16 protein-coding genes are annotated in these 18,072 nt (G+C 37.6%); 2 read left to right on the forward strand and 14 right to left on the reverse strand.

What is annotated here, in order from left to right; translation table 11 throughout:
• From AC1DOS_RS00115 to AC1DOS_RS00140, 6 genes are all read right to left on the reverse strand, one after another.
• Complete coding sequence (locus AC1DOS_RS00115) at positions 1 to 747, reverse strand: gluconate 2-dehydrogenase subunit 3 family protein (RefSeq protein WP_108585567.1); 747 nt, start codon at positions 745 to 747, stop codon at positions 1 to 3.
• A 971-nt stretch (positions 748 to 1,718) separates the two neighbouring features.
• Positions 1,719 to 2,261, reverse strand: a complete 543-nt coding sequence (locus AC1DOS_RS00120) for a DNA topology modulation protein (RefSeq protein WP_108585568.1) — start codon at positions 2,259 to 2,261, stop codon at positions 1,719 to 1,721.
• Positions 2,242 to 2,613, reverse strand: coding sequence for a VOC family protein (locus AC1DOS_RS00125; RefSeq protein ID WP_108585569.1), 372 nt, complete (start codon positions 2,611 to 2,613; stop codon positions 2,242 to 2,244). The genes AC1DOS_RS00120 and AC1DOS_RS00125 overlap by 20 nt, the downstream gene beginning before the upstream one ends.
• Positions 2,614 to 2,756: 143 nt before the next feature.
• Positions 2,757 to 3,974, reverse strand: a complete 1,218-nt coding sequence (locus tag AC1DOS_RS00130; protein WP_477535922.1) for an MFS transporter — start codon at positions 3,972 to 3,974, stop codon at positions 2,757 to 2,759.
• Between the two features lie 167 nt (positions 3,975 to 4,141).
• Positions 4,142 to 4,324 carry a uracil-DNA glycosylase family protein gene (locus AC1DOS_RS00135; RefSeq protein ID WP_477535923.1) on the reverse strand — a complete coding sequence of 61 codons (183 nt, stop codon included), beginning with the start codon at positions 4,322 to 4,324 and terminating at the stop codon, positions 4,142 to 4,144.
• A 52-nt stretch (positions 4,325 to 4,376) separates the two neighbouring features.
• Positions 4,377 to 4,997: a phosphatase PAP2 family protein gene (locus tag AC1DOS_RS00140; protein WP_477535924.1), complete on the reverse strand. Its 621-nt coding sequence runs from the start codon at positions 4,995 to 4,997 to the stop codon at positions 4,377 to 4,379.
• Between the two features lie 173 nt (positions 4,998 to 5,170).
• On the opposite strand from AC1DOS_RS00140, the gene AC1DOS_RS00145 reads away from it, so the two are divergent.
• Positions 5,171 to 5,515, forward strand: a complete 345-nt coding sequence (locus AC1DOS_RS00145) for a YflT domain-containing protein (protein ID WP_477535925.1) — start codon at positions 5,171 to 5,173, stop codon at positions 5,513 to 5,515.
• A gap of 59 nt (positions 5,516 to 5,574) precedes the next feature.
• On the opposite strand, the gene AC1DOS_RS00150 is transcribed toward AC1DOS_RS00145, so the two are convergent.
• Together AC1DOS_RS00150 and AC1DOS_RS00155 are read right to left on the reverse strand one after the other, a co-directional pair.
• Positions 5,575 to 6,432, reverse strand: a complete 858-nt coding sequence (locus AC1DOS_RS00150) for a DUF6612 family protein (RefSeq protein ID WP_477535926.1) — start codon at positions 6,430 to 6,432, stop codon at positions 5,575 to 5,577.
• Between the two features lie 178 nt (positions 6,433 to 6,610).
• The gene (locus tag AC1DOS_RS00155) at positions 6,611 to 8,098 is read right to left on the reverse strand and encodes a peptide MFS transporter (protein WP_477535927.1); all 1,488 of its coding nucleotides are present in this window, start codon (positions 8,096 to 8,098) and stop codon (positions 6,611 to 6,613) included.
• A 266-nt stretch (positions 8,099 to 8,364) separates the two neighbouring features.
• Here AC1DOS_RS00155 and AC1DOS_RS00160 point away from each other — a divergent pair, with 266 nt between their 5' ends.
• Positions 8,365 to 10,080: an ABC transporter ATP-binding protein gene (locus AC1DOS_RS00160; RefSeq protein WP_477535928.1), complete on the forward strand. Its 1,716-nt coding sequence runs from the start codon at positions 8,365 to 8,367 to the stop codon at positions 10,078 to 10,080.
• A 208-nt stretch (positions 10,081 to 10,288) separates the two neighbouring features.
• Here AC1DOS_RS00160 and hflX read toward each other — a convergent pair whose 3' ends face one another.
• The 6 genes from hflX to AC1DOS_RS00190 all read right to left on the reverse strand — a co-directional run bounded on the left by hflX (position 10,289) and on the right by AC1DOS_RS00190 (position 18,071).
• Positions 10,289 to 11,560, reverse strand: coding sequence for a GTPase HflX (gene hflX, locus AC1DOS_RS00165; RefSeq protein ID WP_477535929.1), 1,272 nt, complete (start codon positions 11,558 to 11,560; stop codon positions 10,289 to 10,291).
• Positions 11,561 to 11,931: 371 nt separating this feature from the next.
• Complete coding sequence (locus AC1DOS_RS00170) at positions 11,932 to 13,467, reverse strand: solute symporter family protein (RefSeq protein ID WP_477535930.1); 1,536 nt, start codon at positions 13,465 to 13,467, stop codon at positions 11,932 to 11,934.
• Entirely contained in the window at positions 13,464 to 13,835 is a 372-nt protein-coding gene (locus tag AC1DOS_RS00175; protein WP_477535931.1) for a DUF485 domain-containing protein, read from the reverse strand. Before AC1DOS_RS00175 ends, AC1DOS_RS00170 begins: the two co-directional genes overlap by 4 nt.
• A 167-nt stretch (positions 13,836 to 14,002) precedes the next feature.
• Entirely contained in the window at positions 14,003 to 14,686 is a 684-nt protein-coding gene (locus tag AC1DOS_RS00180) for a VOC family protein (protein ID WP_477535932.1), read from the reverse strand.
• A 113-nt stretch (positions 14,687 to 14,799) separates the two neighbouring features.
• Entirely contained in the window at positions 14,800 to 16,284 is a 1,485-nt protein-coding gene (gene putP / locus AC1DOS_RS00185) for a sodium/proline symporter PutP (RefSeq protein WP_477535933.1), read from the reverse strand.
• Positions 16,285 to 16,436: 152 nt separating this feature from the next.
• Positions 16,437 to 18,071 (reverse strand): AMP-binding protein, encoded by a 1,635-nt coding sequence (locus AC1DOS_RS00190; protein ID WP_477535934.1) that lies wholly within the window; start codon positions 18,069 to 18,071, stop codon positions 16,437 to 16,439.
• Between the last annotated feature and the right edge of the window lies 1 nt (position 18,072).

Consider the following 18,072-nt stretch of genomic DNA (forward strand, 5'->3'; position numbering starts at 1 on the left):
TTATTCACTTCCACCCAATGAATTCGGTGCAATTTTTTGAAACTTTTCACTTTCGATTACCTTGATATAGGACATTTGATGGCCAGGGAAACCTTTCATCTTCCAACCTTCCATATTCTGATTGCCACCGTAGATAGGGTCTGAATAGGCTCCCTCTAAAGTTGCTGTTCTTAGTAAGCGGAAGAAAAATGCAGATGTCACACCAGACATTTGAATCTCGTCTTTTTGAAAAGCTGTTAAAATCTCATCCATCTGGGTTCCTTCAATACTTGAAAAGCCATTTTCGAATCTGCTAGTTGCCTCAGCTTCAAGCTTCTCGATTCCTTGTCTGAAAATTTCTGCTCGAGTTAAACGACTTTGATATCCTTGCGTGGCAGCCCCAACTGCGAAAGGTCCATGCATATACTCTTTTGAATTACTTCCATACTGTCCAGCTAGTTGATTATCGATAAAGAAAGGAACACCAAGTTCAATTGCCCCCGGACCAAGATCGTCTTTAGGGAAAATACGTTCTGTTGCATTCGATATAATTTCAAACTCCCGATTATTCCTGAAAAATTGCCACCCTTTATGCATTTGTTGGTCGTGTTGACCATGCTTCATATCATTTTTTGTTTCCGGTTCGGGTTTATTTATCGTGTAGCCTACTAGTCCCCCAATGAGACCTCCACCGATTAACGCACCAGTAGCAACACCAGAAGTCTTCAGAAAATCACGCCTTGAAATATTCTTTTCTTTACTTTCCATATGTTTTTTCCTCCTTTTATGCTTATATTTTGTAATGATAAATTTTGAGAGCAAAAGCTTTTAACTCTACTAGCAGAATAGGCAAATGAGGGTTGTTTTAAACAATCTCATTGGGACTGTATCAATTTTTTGTATGAAAATAAATAAGGGTATTTGTCTTAAAACTCATAGACGAATCCCAGTTTCCTCTTGATAAAAGTAATCTATTTGGTTATTACATTCGTTATCTATTTAACGAACGTTGTGAACGTTTTCGACCTAGGGCTTGTAACTTCGTCACTTCGCCAAATCCTCTTTTTTAGATCATCCTGCGGCTGGTGTGCACCCTTCGCTCCCTTGCAACCTGGGCTCGTCCAGTTATGACGGTTTGGTTTACTAAAGACAAGATGCTCACTTTATGTAGATGTTCGGCCGAAGATACTATTTCTGCCTCTTTCTGCATCTTTTATTTTCAACAAGCAGTGATACTCACTTTATAGATTAATATTCATGATTCTCAAAAACATCTCTGGTGGATTGTTAATCAAAGAAACAACCAAAATAAAGTAATGCGGTAGCAGCCGAAATAGCATCTTCGGCTGCTTGGTTTCTTAAAGTTAGTGACGATTCTATAGTAAGTAAAAATCAACAAGCAATTTGCCTCAAGGTTGTAGGGGAGCTACGAAAGCATCCGAGCTGCAGGATTACCTGGAAAATTAGTAGGGGGATGTGACTGTGTCACATCCCCCTTTTACTTATTCATTAGATAATGGTGTAGCATGATGGCTTTCCAAAGCTCCCCGGAAACCTGAGTGTTAAAGTGAGTTACTCTAAATGTTTTTTGCGTAACCAAAATCAACAAGCAATTTCCCCCAAGATAAATTAAATCTTATAACATGTACAGGCGAATACAATAAAAAAGGTTCTTATTACGAAGATCACCTTGTATTTTACACTACCTTAAAAACATCATAAAAGAGTGAATTATCCTACTAGGATGATTCACTCTTCTTTTTTTGGATATTTTGAAGCCATTGTTCAACTTCTTTAGGTGATTTAAACGTGATAACATCGGTTTGCGTATTGGTTAATAGTTCTAACATCTTTGGTTTCACATCTTTTGGATACCGCCATATCCATCGAACAAATTCCCAATCTATCTTCTCTTTACAGTCTTTCCCCATATCTGGTCTGGTTTTCCCACGATACGTCCAAGCCCTCTTGCACGCTCGATATAAACAGATGACATTTGAGAAATCGAGAAAAATGATAAGATCTGCATATTTCGCTCGCAGTTCAATACTTGAATCAAAGTTGCCGTCAATAATCCAATGTGGTTTTGTTAGTTCATTTTTTACTTTTTCCATAAATTTAGGACGCGGCAAAGGATTCCATCCGGGCTGCCAAAACAGTGCATCTAAATGAACGATTGGTATATCCCATAGTTCTCCTAATTTGCGGGACAATGTAGATTTCCCAGCCCCTCCTGATCCTACAATCAATATTTGTTGATGTTTATGCTGCGTCTCCTTCAAATGAACAAACTCCAATCGTATTGCCATCAAGATCTTTAAATTGAAAGAACTCCACATTACCACCGCTTTCAATAGCAGTGGCTTCCACTCCAGTGTCTAGCATGCGTTGATGGGTTGCATGGATGTCCGACGTATATAAATTAAACCATTCATGCTCGGAAGGTTGGCCACTTCCCATTTGAGGGCTACGAACCAATGTAAATGCCGTTTCCCCGTTTCCAACTTCCATTGCTGCATACCCATTTTCCTCATCATGCCATCGTAAGATAAACCCACATTTTTCTTCAAACCAGTTAATCGCGCCATTCGTGTCTTGTACAGGTAAAAATACGGTATCAATCCTTTTAAACATATCCGCCTCTCCCTTGTTAGACAATATTTGATAGTTTCATTTTAACAAGGAATGTCATGTACTACTACAGAATATTGAAAAATCCGAATATTTATTTTCCGCCAAAAAAAGACTCCCTTTCACTAGAGAGTCCTTTAATAACACTATTCTAATTCAATTTGTTTTGTTTCTTTACCAAGGATTACAACAGCTAATACGCCTATAACAATGGCTACACAGAAGATACCGAATATCCAACCAATATCATAACCCTTCATTACTAGTGACCCAACTAATAAAGGTCCTAGAATACCACCAACACGACCGATAGCCGCTGCCATGCCAGTCCCAGTTGCGCGAATGACAGAAGGATATTGTTCAGGTGTATAAGCGTAAAGTGCACCCCATGCACCTAGATTGAAGAAGGACAAGAAAGCACCAGATACCAGTAGTAACATGGTTGTTTCCGCATTACCAAATACAAATGCACTAGCAGCTGTACCTAATAAATAAGTGACCAATACGAATTTACGACCTGCTTTTTCAATTAGCCAAGCAGCAGTGAAATATCCTGGCAACTGTGCAATAGTCATCAATAATACATACTCAAAACTCTTAATTAAGCTAAATCCTTTAATCACCATCACACTTGGCAACCATAAGAACATGCCATAATAAGAGAAGACGACCGTAAACCATAATATCCATAACATTAACGTTGGCTTCGCATAAGCTTTTGACCAAACAGCTTTAATATTTTGACCGTATGTTCGATCTCGTACACGCTTTGCCGTGAATTGTGGTGAATCAGGTAAATTTAATCGTAAATAAATAGCGTATAAAGCAGGTAATGCTGTAATTACTAATGCAACTTTCCAGCCGTAATTTGGGATAATAAAATATGAAATTAATGCCGCAATTAACCAACCGGCTGCCCAAAAACTTTCGAGCAATACTACTACTCGACCCCGTTCTTTTGCTTCGACACTTTCAGAAACAAGTGTAGATGCTACAGGAAGTTCTCCACCAAGGCCCATTCCAACAAAAAATCGGAACACTAAAAAGACTGCGAGAGTTGTTGATAATGCTGAAAGCCCACTTGCTACTGAGAATAATACCAACGTTATTATAAAGACCCGTTTGCGACCGATACGATCTGCAAAAAGACCAAACGCAAATGCTCCAAATGCCATTCCGATAGAGTTAACACTCCCTATCCATCCCATTTGACCTGGCGATAAGTTCCATTCAATTGCGAGTGCTGCTATAACGAAAGATAGAATACCTACATCCATGGCATCAAACATCCAACCAAGCCCTGCAATTCCTAATAATTTATTTCTTGAAAGAGGCTTATTCTCTTTATTAATTGACGTAGTCATCATTTCTCTCCTTGTCTTTACACATGTCTATTTAACTCTTTACACATCAGTATAGTTTTATAATCATTAACTTACAACCAGAAAGCGAAGAATAAGAAAAACACGCTACCTAGTTAGACTAGACAACGTGTTAACAACTTAAGCAATCAATAATAAACTTAAAGCCATTACAGCCATACCCCTCGTCCTATAAAAGGAACTCCAGTTTCTATTTCATTTTCACCAGGTGCTTCCCCAACAAGCAGTAACTTCGGGTTAGGGTTTCCGTAGCCACGAACAAACCCTTGTACAGCTTGTCCTTTCACTCGTTTTTCCCCTATATCAATTAAATCATCAGGAATAGTAAACACCGTTAACCACCCTTTCAAAAAATCTTACGCTAATAATTAGCGTAAGATTCGGTTATTCTGGTTGGGGCTTACGTTTGCCCATGTTGCGATTGCGCCATTCATACCAAACAACCACTAGAATGAAGAAAGAATAACCAAGCATCCATCCCCCTATCACGTCTGTTCCATAATGATTGTTCCCAGCAACTCGAGATAAACCCACTAGAAGCGTCAAGACAATTGCACTTATCCAAATACTGAAACGCCATTTAGTCGATTTATGGTTTCCATTTAATAAATAAGCATACGTAAATAAATACAATAAACCTACCATCGCATGGTTAGAAGGGAAACTAAAACTCGTCAATTGGTCAGGAATATCCGGTCTTACACGCTGTATCCATTCTTTCAATAAATGATTTAACAAGTTTCCGCCTGCTACTGTAAATAACACAAATAACATCCCGCGATAATTCTTGCGATTAAAAGCTAAATATATAATTAAGATGAAAGCGGCAGAAGCAATCCAAAGTGGTTCACCAATATAATGGAAGAAGCGAATGAATTCATTTCCAATTAGTGCCTCTCCTATTTCTTTATCAAACTCTTGCATTTCTTCATGCGTAAAATTAAAAAATAAGGTAATGAATCCAATAAGCGTTACAAATCCTAAGGGATAAAACCATTTTTTCATATTCTTCTCGCTCCTTCGAAAATATTTCATCATATTTTTACGACTACCTTATCATTCAATTGTCGAGAACCTAAGACTTTCGTTTGAGTTTCCTTTGATTTAGTTTATTCGATGATTGAAGTGGTAAAGTACTAATGTGTCAGAATAAAACGATTTAAAGGAGGATTTTAATAATGAGTGTTACGTATAAAGAGTATTTAACTGATGATGAAGCCATTCGTGGAATTCAAGAAATTAAAGCCAAAGGTGTTCACGAGGACGATCTATATGTACTAACTCATGAAAATCATCGAACAAATCAAGTAGCTGATATGGCAGACGCGAATACAGTTGGTGTAACTGAACAAGGTTTAGGCACATCGATTGCAAATGTTTTCCGAAAAAAAGGAGACGAACTTCGCGCGCAATTTGAAGAACTTGGGTTCAGTCAACCAGAAGCAGAAAAATTAGAAGAAAAGTTAGATGAACATAAAGTTGTAGTGGTGTTAAAAAACACACCTGCAGGATTTACTTATTAAAAAGATAGCAGAATAATATTAAAAGCCTTCCCCAAAACATTTTTGGGGAAGGCTTTGTATTACATTTCTTTTGCATTATCTAGAACTTCTTGAGGAACTGTAATCGGTTCGATTTCATCAAATTTATTAAACGTGGATTTCAAATCTTGAGACATCTTCATCTCTTCTCCTTCAACCGATACTGACATTTTCAAATCCATATTAAATGCAGAAGTATTGAATGTTTTTTTATCAATAAATATTTCATAATCAACTTTTTCAATGTTCATGTCTTTTAACATGTTTTCTTGGTCTAGTTTCACTGCGGGAATGGTTTCAGTTACTTGTTTCTTGATTAACTCATTGAATTTTTCACCTGAAGCAGATAACTTAAGTACATACATATCTTCTGTTTGTTCAAATGAAAAATCATCCTTAAACATTTCTAAATCTTTCAACTGTTGAGATGGATCTGCTTGCTTTTGAGACATTGACATCATTTGCTCATACATATCCTCTGGCAATTTTACCCACTGTGCCGACATGCTATGGTTCATGAAAAATCCTTTATCTGTCATATAACTTTCAATTTCTACTTCTTGCGGTTGCACAGAAGAATCTTCACCTGGGACCAATGTGGAAGTTGTACCTTTCTGATAAATACTTAATGGCTCAACGAACATATCCATATTCATATTAGTTACTGTATTCATCTCTACATTTTGAGAAGGTACTTCTATTAACTGCGACATTTCAACGTCTGCATTTAAGCTTTTTATAGATTCCGATTGTGCAAGAGACTTATCAAACACTTGCTTAAGTGTTAATTCACTTTTTTTGTCCTTTGCAGTTTCAGAAGTAGGAGTTGCAGTTGTATTACATCCAGCCAAACCTACTGTTAATACACTAGCAACCATGAGCATCTTCCATTTCTTCATGTTGTCGCCACCTTTTCCTTTTTTCTTTCTTCTATATAATACGAGTTTACTCGTAAAGGGTTTCAAATGGAAGTTTCTCTTTGAGATTTGAAGATTTTTTTAATTGAAAAGGTTTCTTCTCCCATATTAAAAAGCCTACCGATAAATGAATCACCGGTAGGCTTTTGCTCTTTTATATTTAACGTACGCCACGCATAAGTTTTTCGATTTTCGGTGCAAAGAAGAACAACATTAATCCAATGATTAGTGCAATAACCCCTATGACACCAAAATAAACGATTTCATTTTCTGGTTTATAGAATTTCACCACTTGCGCGTTAATTGCTTGAGCAGATGCGTTTGTTAAGAACCACAAACTCATTGTTTGTGCTGCAAAAGCCTGTGGTGCAAGTTTTGTCGTTGCTGATAATCCAACTGGAGAAAGAAGCAATTCACCAATTACCACAAGGAAGAAACTTAAAACTAACCAGTATGGGCTAACTAACGTTTCAGTTCCGTTAATGTATGCCGGAATAATCATAACTAGGAATGACATACTCGCAAAGAATAAACCAAATGCGAACTTCTTAGGCGTAGACGGTTGTCTTTCACCTAGACGTACCCACAACCATGCGAATACTGGTGCAATTGCAATAACAAATAGTGGGTTTAAAGATTGGAACCATGCTGGAGAAATCTCCCAAGAACCAATGGTTAAGTCTGTACGTTGATCTGCGTATTGAGCTAATATGATTGAACCTTGCTCAGCGATTGCCCAGAACACCATTGCAGAAATAAACAATGGAATGTATGCAAGAACACGTGATTTTTCATCTGCGTTTGTTTTAGAGCTGCGATACATGACGATAAAGTAAATTGTTGGAATGACGATACCTAAAATCGATACCATCATTGTAAAGACGTCTATGGTCATAATACCTTTTTCAATTAAGAAGTAGCCAATAATTGCTATTACCGCTAAGCCAATTGCTACGCGTAAAAGCATTTTATTGCGATCTTCTTTAGGTAGAGGGTTCGGAACATATGAACCAGCTAATCCAAGATATTTCTTTTTCGTAACCATGAAAACAACTAATCCTAATAACATACCAACTGCCGCAATTCCAAAACCTAAGTGGAAGTTATAGTTAAGACCTATTGTTCCTACTATTAATGGTGCGATAAATGCACCCATGTTGATTCCCATGTAGAAAATACTGAATCCAGAGTCACGACGAACATCGTTATCTGAATACATTTCACCGACAATACTTGAAATATTTGGTTTTAGTAAACCTGTACCAATTATGATAAACGCCATTGAAATGAATAGCGTGTTTATTCCACCAGGTAATGCTAAAGCTAAGTGTCCTACCATTATTGCTATACCACCGTAGAATACGGTTTTGGTCGTACCTAGTAATCGGTCTGCAATCCATCCTCCGATAATCCCGGACATATATACAAGTGATCCGTATACTGCCATAATCGAGTTCGCAGTTGAATGTTCTAAACCAAGTCCTCCTTGATTTAATTCGTAATACATATAGTAGAGTAAGATTGCGCGCATACCGTAGTATGAAAAACGCTCCCAAAACTCTGTAAAGAATAAGCTTAATAAGCCTTTTGGATGTCCAAAGAATCCTTTTTGAGGAACCGACTGGACGATTTCTTCTCTTGTCGCCATTCTTTTCCCTTCTTTCTTTTTAATTTTAAGAAATACACATTCGTTCGCTTTTTATGAAAGAATGTGCAAAATATACTGACAATAAAGGTCGGACTTCTTTATCAGTAAAAAGACAACTTTTACATTTTAACGTTCTCTCTCTAAATTGTCAAAAAACATTCGGAACTTGAAATACTTTGATTTCCTTCGTGTTCAGAAGTTTTCTGTCGTGTTTAGGACCTTTTTCCGTTATAATTGCCAGTATTAAAAACACGAGGAGAAACTATATGATTAAGAAATTCTTTTCTTATTATCGTCCTCATAAACGTCTGTTTATGATCGACTTTACCAGCGCCATTATTGTCGCTATTTTAGAGCTTGCTTTTCCTTTAGCAGTACAATGGTTTATTGACGAATTGCTGCCTTCTGGCGAATGGGATTCAATTGTCACAGTCAGTGTCCTCCTACTAGCCGTTTATTTGATTAGTACTGTACTTCAATATATCGTTAGTTACTTAGGGCACAAGCTAGGTATTAATATAGAAACGGACATGCGTGAACAACTCTTTACTCATGTACAACGCCAATCATTCCGTTTTTTTGATAACACCAAAACAGGCCATGTGATGAGCCGAATTACAAACGATTTATTTGATATAGGTGAGCTTGCTCACCATGGCCCAGAAGACTTCTTTATCGCAATTATGACTTTTATTGGTGCTTTTATTATCATGTACAATATCAATCCTGAGCTTGCAATCATTGCGATTATTATGGTTCCATTCCTCACTATCCTTGTGGCATTCAGTAATATTAAAATGAATAAAGCATGGAAGAACATGTACATTAAAATTGCTGATGTGAATGGTCGAGTAGAAGACAGTGTTTCTGGTGCTCGCGTTGTTCAATCTTTCACAAATGAAGAGTTTGAAATCAAACGTTTCAAACATGACAACGGACAGTTTAGATTAGCAAAATTGGTCGCCTATAAAGTAATGTCTGGAACACATTCCAGTATTTACATGATGACCCGCCTCATGACACTGGTCGTCTTGGTTGTCGGCGCATGGTTCACAGTTAACGGCAGATTAACAAATGGAGAACTAGTAAGCTTTGTATTATTTATTAATGTTTTAATAAAACCCGTTGATAAGATTAGTGCGCTACTGGAACTTTATCCAAAAGGCATGGCCGGCTTCAGACGATTCTTAGATTTAATTGAACAAGATCCGGAAATTGTCGATCGAGAAAACGCTATAACAGTTAATCATTTACAGGGGAACATTTCATTTAATGGTGTGGACTTCGGTTATGATCAACACAAAAAAGTACTCTCAGATATTAATCTCAAGGTGAAGGCTGGAGAAACGGTGGCCTTTGTTGGTCCTTCTGGTTCTGGAAAAACGACTATTTGTTCATTGATTCCACGGTTTTATGATGTCCTAAATGGGTCAATATCAATTGATGGAATAGATATTCGGGATATGACAAAGCATTCCTTACGCTCACAAATTGGTATTGTTCAACAAGATGTTTTCTTATTTACAGGGACAATTCGCGAAAATATTGCGTATGGTAAGAAAGATGCAACAAATGAAGAAGTGTTAGAGGCTGCTCGAAAAGCCCATTTAGAAGAATTCATTTCTGAGCTTCCTGCTGGATATGATACGCAAATCGGTGAACGAGGATTGAAATTATCTGGCGGCCAAAAGCAACGTTTAGCAATCGCTCGTATGTTCTTAAAAAATCCACCTATTCTTATTTTGGATGAGGCGACTTCTGCGCTAGATACGGAAACCGAAAGAATTATTCAACATTCATTAGCAGAACTTGCTGAAAACCGGACAACCCTTATTATTGCCCACCGTTTCGCAACAATACGTGATGCGGACCGCGTCCTTGTCGTCACAAAAGATGGAATAGCGGAAGATGGCACTTATTCTGATCTTGTTGAAGCGGATGGTTTGTTCGCAAGACTCCATAATATCCAATTCCAAGACTAAAAAGCGAAACGGGTGTCTTTCTCCGGAAGAATGGAGTCCTTCTCCAAGCGAATGGATGGAAACCCAAGTTGAGTGGATGAACACACACACTGAATGAATGGAAACCAAAGTTGACTGGATGAAAACACACATTCAGTGGATGAAAATTAGTGTATCTTTATTTAACCTAAAGAAAAACGCATTTCCGAAAAAATCGGAAATGCGTTTTTTATTTCCCAAGAACGAACTCATGATACCGTTCGTAATCGGATTGTCTTAATTCAACTTTAATCAATGTGCCTTCTTCTTCATACTCAGATGTCTGAACAGATGCTTGTTCATTCAAATAAGACACAATGTCCCCCCGCTCATACGGAATGAGCATGCGGCACATCTTATAATCAGCAAAAATATGTGTACGAATCGTTTCAAGTAATTCGTCTAAACCTTTGCCTTCTTTAGCAGAAATCCAAAGACTATTTCCACTCACGCGCGGATAGTTGAGCTCTGCTAAGTCCGATTTATTGTATAACTCAAGGGTTGGCACATCTTCAACGCCCACTGCGTGCAATGTTTCGTTCGTAACGTGCATCATATAGCGATACTCTTCATTTGAAACATCCACCACATGTAATAGTAAATCTGCTTCGCGTGCTTCTTCCAATGTGGAACGAAAAGCTTTTACTAAATGGGTCGGTAATTTACTAACGAAACCTACCGTGTCAGTAAGTAAGAATTCTTTTTGATCCGGCAAACGAATTTGTCGAACAGATGTCTCAAGAGTCGCGAACAACATATCTTTTTCAAACACTTGCTTGTCATCCAGTTGTCCAGTTTTGGCAAGCAACCGGTTCATGACGGTTGATTTCCCTGCATTCGTATATCCAACAATCGATACAACTGGAACTTCGTTTTTCTTGCGTTGTTTTCTTTGTGTTACTCGTTGTTCTTTTACATGCTCTAAATCACGACGAAGTTTGGCAATTTGATCTTCAATTTTTCGGCGGTCGAGTTCAAGTTTTGTTTCCCCCGCACCACGGTTTTTGAATCCGCCACCCGTACCACCACCTTGACGACCAAGAGAAGCACGTAAACCAATTAATCGAGGTAACATGTATTGAAGCTGGGCTAATTCCACTTGCATTTGAGCTTCTTTCGACTTCGCACGACGAGCAAAGATATCTAAAATCAACATTGTACGGTCAATGACTTTACATTCAAGTGCTTCTTCTAGGTTTCGTATTTGAGAAGGTGATAGCTCATCATTAAAAATAACTAAGTTTGCATCTGCTTCATCATAAAAAGCTTTAATTTCGTCAATTTTCCCTTTTCCTACGTAATGCGCAGAATTTACACGATCTAAATTTTGAGTAACTTCGCCTACCACTTCAACGTTTAATGCTTCGGCCAAGTTGTGTAATTCTTCTAAACCATATTCAAAATGTTCGTCTTTTTTCAAATTAACGCCAACAACAATGGCGCGTTCAAGTAATTCTTCCAAGTGTCATTTCCTCCTCAAAGTCTACCGAGAGAAAATCGAAATATCCCTTTTTTCTGCCATTTAATAGTAAAGAAAAAGTGAGTCCAGGTCTCACACTTTTCTTGCACTGATAAAAATACCTAAAAATATCAGTTCAAGAAATGACATCAGCTTGCACCATTGTGAGGTACAAGCTGTGTTTTTCTAAATAGTAACTTGGTTTTCAAAATGAATAGACATATCCCGATTAAACTGCCCAGTAGCAGTTCTTTGCTTTATTCAGTTTCATCGCAAAGTGTTCCATCGGAATGTGTAATTAATCATTTGGAAAACCTCCGTTCCTTAATAATGCATACATCGTAACATACTCATTTAAGTAGATACAACTTCTCTTACAGTTGTCTGAATCCTCCCGTATTTGCTTTCACTTTTACTTCAGCATATTTTAATTCATTTGCTTCCTTCGAAAGTAGTGTCCCCAACCAACCACCGATGAAACCAAGCGGTACTGAAACTAGAGCGGGATTTGTTAATGGGAAGATTGGATTGCCTGTAATAATCGCAACTCCTTCAACAGGGTTCATCACACTAGGACTTATGGATACTAGGACTATAGCAGAAACAAGTCCCGTTACCATTGAAGAAATAGCACCTGTCGTATTGAACTTGTTCCAGAAAATCGTGTATATGATAACTGGCAAGTTAGCACTCGCTGCTATACAAAATGCAAGAGACACTAGAAAAGCAACATTTAAACTTTGAGCAAATAAAGCCAAGATGATGGAGAAAACCGCTACACCTAGAGAAGCATAACGAGCAGCTAGCATTTGTTCTCTGTCAGTGGCCTTTCCTTTTTTAATAATTTGACCATAAATGTCATGTGCAAATGCTGAGGCACCAGATAGAACAAGTCCAGCTACAACAGCTAAAATGGTTGCGAATGCCACTGCTGAAACAAAGGACATTAAGAGATCCCCACCAAGAGCTTGAGCTAATAGTGGAGCGGCCATGTTGCCAGCAGGATTGGTCGACACAATCAAATCTTGTCCCACAAAAGCAGCCGCGCCAAATCCTAAAAAGATTGTCATTACATAGAAAATACCAACAATCCATGTCGCCCACATAACCGAACTCCGTGCTGTTTTAGCGTCACGAACTGTAAAAAATCGCATTAATATATGCGGCAGTCCTGCTGTACCTAAAACGAGAGCAATCATAAGAGAAAGTGTATCTAGCGGCATCTTATATTTAACACCTGGATTTAAATAATCCGCCCCATGTGGCGTTGCTGTTTTCATAAATGTAAACATCTCTAAAATATTGAAATTGAATTTCATTAATACTAAAAATGAAATGATAACTGTACCAGTCATCAGTAAGACCGCTTTAATAATTTGCACCCAACTTGTTGCAGTCATACCTCCAAATAAAACATAAATCGTCATCATAATTCCTACTAATAAAACGGCAATCCAATATGGAATATCGAAAAGCAATTGTATTAAGGCACCCGCTCCAACCAATTGTGCAATCATATAAAAAATAACAATCGTAATTGAACTAATTGCCGCACCTGCACGTACTTTCTTAGCATTAAATCTAGAGTTGATCATATCAGCTAACGTGTATTTCCCTAAGTTTCGTAGTGGCTCAGCTACAATAAATAACACAACCAAATAAGCTACTAAATATCCGATAGAGAACAAGAATCCATCAAATCCATATAATGCAATGGCTCCTGCTATTCCTAAGAAAGAAGCTGCAGATAAATAATCTCCGGCGATAGCAAGTCCGTTTTGCCAGCCAGTTAAACCTCCACCAGCTGTATAAAATTCACTGGTCGTATTTGTTTTCTTTGCTGCAAAGTATGTAACAACAAGCGTGATTCCGACAATGACAAGAAACATAGTTATTACTATAGGATTCATAAATTCTCCTCCTCTTTGTAATTAAATTCTTTAAGTGTTTCAGTTGCCATACCATCAAATTCCGCAGCCTTCTTCATGTAAATTGTTACAAGAATCCATGTCATAACAAACAATCCCAGAGCATACACCCAACTCCACGAAATGTCTCCGATAAATGATGAATTTAACACATTTGTATATGAAATAATTAATGGAAAAAGAATATAAAGACCTAGAAACAGGATAGTACTTGGAATTAAAAATCTTTTTTTCTTCTTCATAAGTGCTTTAAAATTTTGAGATTCTTCAATTGCCTTATAATTCGGAAGGTCTGGAAGTTCCGAGCGTGCCTTTCTTGTTTTTGGACGGCTTGCTATCTTTTCTACCAATTCATACACCTCTCTGTTTTTGTATTTTTCTGAATACTATTAAAATTAAAACAATATTATATTAGAAAGTCAATCTATTATCTACTAATCTATTATATTTTGAGTTTGATATTTTTTTAACCAAAAAAACACATGCAAAAATCGCATGTGTTTTACTAATTCTTCAGTTAGTCTATTTCTTTGACCTGAACATTTACTAAAMGCTCTCGTTCATGTTTGCTTAATAAGAAAACGAGCTCACAATTTGACAATCTTATTGAATTTCCTGAAAGGGTAACATTTAAAAGCTTGCTCCATTCTTTTAAATAGGTAATTGGATCTTGCACAGCAATTGTACATTGTGATATTAGAAGACGTTCATTAATGGTTTTCAATGTTCCATCTTCTCTTAGACTTTGCATGCGCTCTTCAAACGGTTCTTCCCATTCAATAAAAAATGGAAATGGTAACTTATCCGAAACTACTTGCTGGATAAAAAGCATTTTCCATTTTCGAATAAATCCGGAAGAGGTTTCTCGCTCGRCATCTAACACACCAGAAGTGACCCATCCTTCACGATTTAATCTTTCATTAAGTTCCGTAATATTGTCTGTTCGTAGACAAATCGTTCCCCATCCTTCGCCATCATCAAGATCGTGTAGCAAAAGATTCGTTAACGGATGATTCGCTTGTTTTGCGATGTTCATATGCTCTACTGATAAATACTCAATATAACTGTTTTTTGTATAGGTTAATGCATTTACCGTTCCCCAATTTTTATGTTTACCACCGATTGATGTACCTTTATGTTCTCGTACAAGTAATTCCGGGGACTTTTCACTAAAATACACGACATGATCTAGTTCTATCATATACACCCCTCCTCACTTACATTATGGGGAGCTAAGAATGAATGTGCAATTATTGAATTTGTTAAGGAGTTATATAAAAAAACCCACAGTTTATTTAACTGTGGGTTTGAATCTTATCTGTCTCTTTTTAATAATTCCATTGTTTCATCAAATTCACGATCGATTTCTGCATTCTTACGGTACGTAATTAGACTTACGACAACCGCAACGATTAAACAGAGAACAAATCCTGGAACAATTTCATAAATTAAGCCTTTAAGGGTTTCATTATTCCCCCAAATAACCACTGTAGTTGCTCCAACGACCATACCTGATAAAGCGCCCCAAGTAGTAAGCTTTCTCCAGAATAGTGATAGCAAAATAACAGGCCCGAAAGCAGCACCAAAACCAGCCCAAGCATATGCAACTAAATCTAAGATAGTCGTGCTTTGTTCCCATGCAATAAACATAGCAATCACTGATACAAGCAGTACTGCAAGACGTCCCAGCAACACAAAATGCTTATCTGAACCATCTTTGTTAATAACAGCTTTGTACAAATCTTCAATCAAGGCTGAAGAAGTAACGATTAATTGAGAAGAAATCGTGCTCATAACTGCAGCAAGTACAGCTGCCAACATAATACCTGCGATAAATGGATGGAAAATAACTTGTCCTAATGCAATAAAGACTGCCTCAGGGTCACCCAATGTTTCACCAGCATTTTGCTGATAGTAAGCGATTCCAATTAAACCTGTCGCAATGGCTCCAGCCAAACTTAAGGCCATCCAACCAATCCCGATACGACGTGCTTGTTTTGTTTCTTTTACAGAACTGATTGCCATAAAGCGAACAATGATATGTGGCTGGCCAAAGTAGCCAAGACCCCAAGCAATAGCAGAAATGACACCTAATCCAGTTGCTCCTTCAAGCAAGCTCAAGCGTGACGGATCAACAGAACGAATGCTTTCTGCTGCGCCGTCGAAGCCGCCCACCATAAATAATCCGATAGTAGGTACCAAAATCAACGCCAAGAACATAATTAGTCCCTGTACAACGTCTGTGTAACTTACTGCAAGGAATCCACCAAACAGTGTATAGGCTATAACTACTGCCGATACAATCAAAAGACCTGTATGATAGTCTAAACCGAATGACTCGTCAAAGAAGACGCCACCCGCTACCATTCCTGACGATACATAGAACGTAAAGAATACCAAAATGATGATACCAGAAACGACACGCAATAAACGTGAAGTATCTTTCAAGCGGTTTTCCAAGAAACTTGGAATTGTAATGGAATCATTCGAAACTTGTGAATACACACGTAAACGTGGTGCAACTAGCAACCAGTTTAAATAAGCTCCTGCTGTTAAACCAACAGCTATCCAAGCTTCTACTAAACCTGTTGCATAGATTGCTCCTGGTAAACCCATCAATAACCAACCTGACATGTCTGCTGCTCCAGCACTTAACGCTGTAACCATGGGACCTAAAGAACGTCCACCTAACATATAATCCGTTAAGTTAGCTGTTTTTCGGTAAGAATAATAACCAATATAAAGCATTGCAGACATATAGATAATTATAGCAATTAATTGATATACATAATCAGACATATTTGTTCCTCCTTGAATGTTTTGAGTATTTCTACTTCATCATAACAAACAAACATCAGAAGAACGAGCATATTTTTTCGATATTTCTCTACTAAAACGCATAATTACCAACGTTTAACAGCTTTTTGCTATTTCCCGGGAAATATGTCGAATTATGTTGTGGGTATTTTATCTTTAGACATTTCCCTTAGTAGATACTTTTGGATTTTACCCGATGCTGTCATTGGATATGATTTGATAAATTCGATATAGCGCGGTATTTTATGATGTGAAATTTTCCCTTTACAATATGCTCGAATTTCTTCTTCACTTAGTCTTACCCCATCTTTAGCAATTATCCAAGCCATTAGCTCTTCCCCATACTTTGGATCAGGAACTCCAACTACTTGGACATCTTGAATGTTGGGGTGCTGATATAGGAATTCTTCAATTTCACGAGGATAGACATTTTCTCCACCACGAATGACCATATCTTTTATTCTTCCAGTAATTTCGATATATCCTTCGCTATCCAAAATCGCGATATCCCCTGTATGAAGCCATCCTTCATTGTCAATTGCAGCGTGTGTAGCTGCTTCATTTTTGTAGTAACCTTTCATGATGTGATAGCCACGTGTACACAATTCACCTGGTGTTCCAATAGGTAACTCTTCATTAGTAACAGGATCAATAATTTTCACTTCCACGTGTGGATGTGGTTTTCCAACTGTTGCTACTCGTTTTTCAATAGCATCATCTGATTGCGTTTGTGTAATAACAGGCGATGCTTCAGTTTGTCCATAACAAATAGTTATTTCACTTGCTCCCATGTCGTCGATAACTTTTTTCATTACCTCAATTGGACAAGGAGAACCTGCCATAATTCCTGTGCGTAGTGACGATGTATCATATTTTTTATAATCTGGATGATTTAATTCGGCAATAAACATAGTCGGTACTCCGTGAAGTCCGGTACATTTTTCATCTTGCACAGCTTGAAGAACGCGTTTCGGATCAAATTGTTCCAGTAATACCATTGTTGTACCATGAGTAACTGCTGCTAACGTCCCTAATACACAACCAAAGCAATGGAAAAAAGGTACAGGAATGCATAACCGGTCTTGTGGTGTTAACTTCATAAAATCACCAATGATTTGCCCGTTGTTGACGACGTTCATATGTGTAAGCATGACGCCTTTCGGAAAGCCAGTAGTACCCGATGTATATTGAATATTAATGACGTCATCCACATGCAATAAGTCCAATCTTTCATCAAGCTCTTCATCCGTAATTTTAGATGCATGTGTTTCAAATTCTCGCCAAGTATAAATACCTGGATATTCGTTTTCACTCATTACAATAACGCGTTTTAGAAAAGGTAAATGTTCCGATTGTATATTTCCCTTTACCGAAGTCTGCACTTCTGGGCACACCGCATTAATTACATCTATATATGAAGTACCTTTAAATTCTTCACCTAAAATAAGAGTTGTTGCATCCGATTGATCCAACAAATATTCGAGTTCTTTTTCTTGGTAATTGGTATTTACCGTGACTAGAACAGCACCCATTTTACCTGTCGCAAATTGACTCAGTAACCATTCACGTTTGTTGTCTGACCAAATAGCCACGTGTTCACCTTTTGCAATCCCCATCCCCATGAAGGCCTTCGCTAAGTGATCCGTTTCTTTGTCAAATTGCTCATATGTTTTGCGAATATTATGTTCTGGATATACGTACGCTTCTGTAGTCGGATAGCTTTTGGCTATTTCTCTAACTACCGTGCCGACTGTTTGTTGGATTAACATA

This window comes from Paenisporosarcina sp. P5_A11 (genome assembly GCF_056400705.1).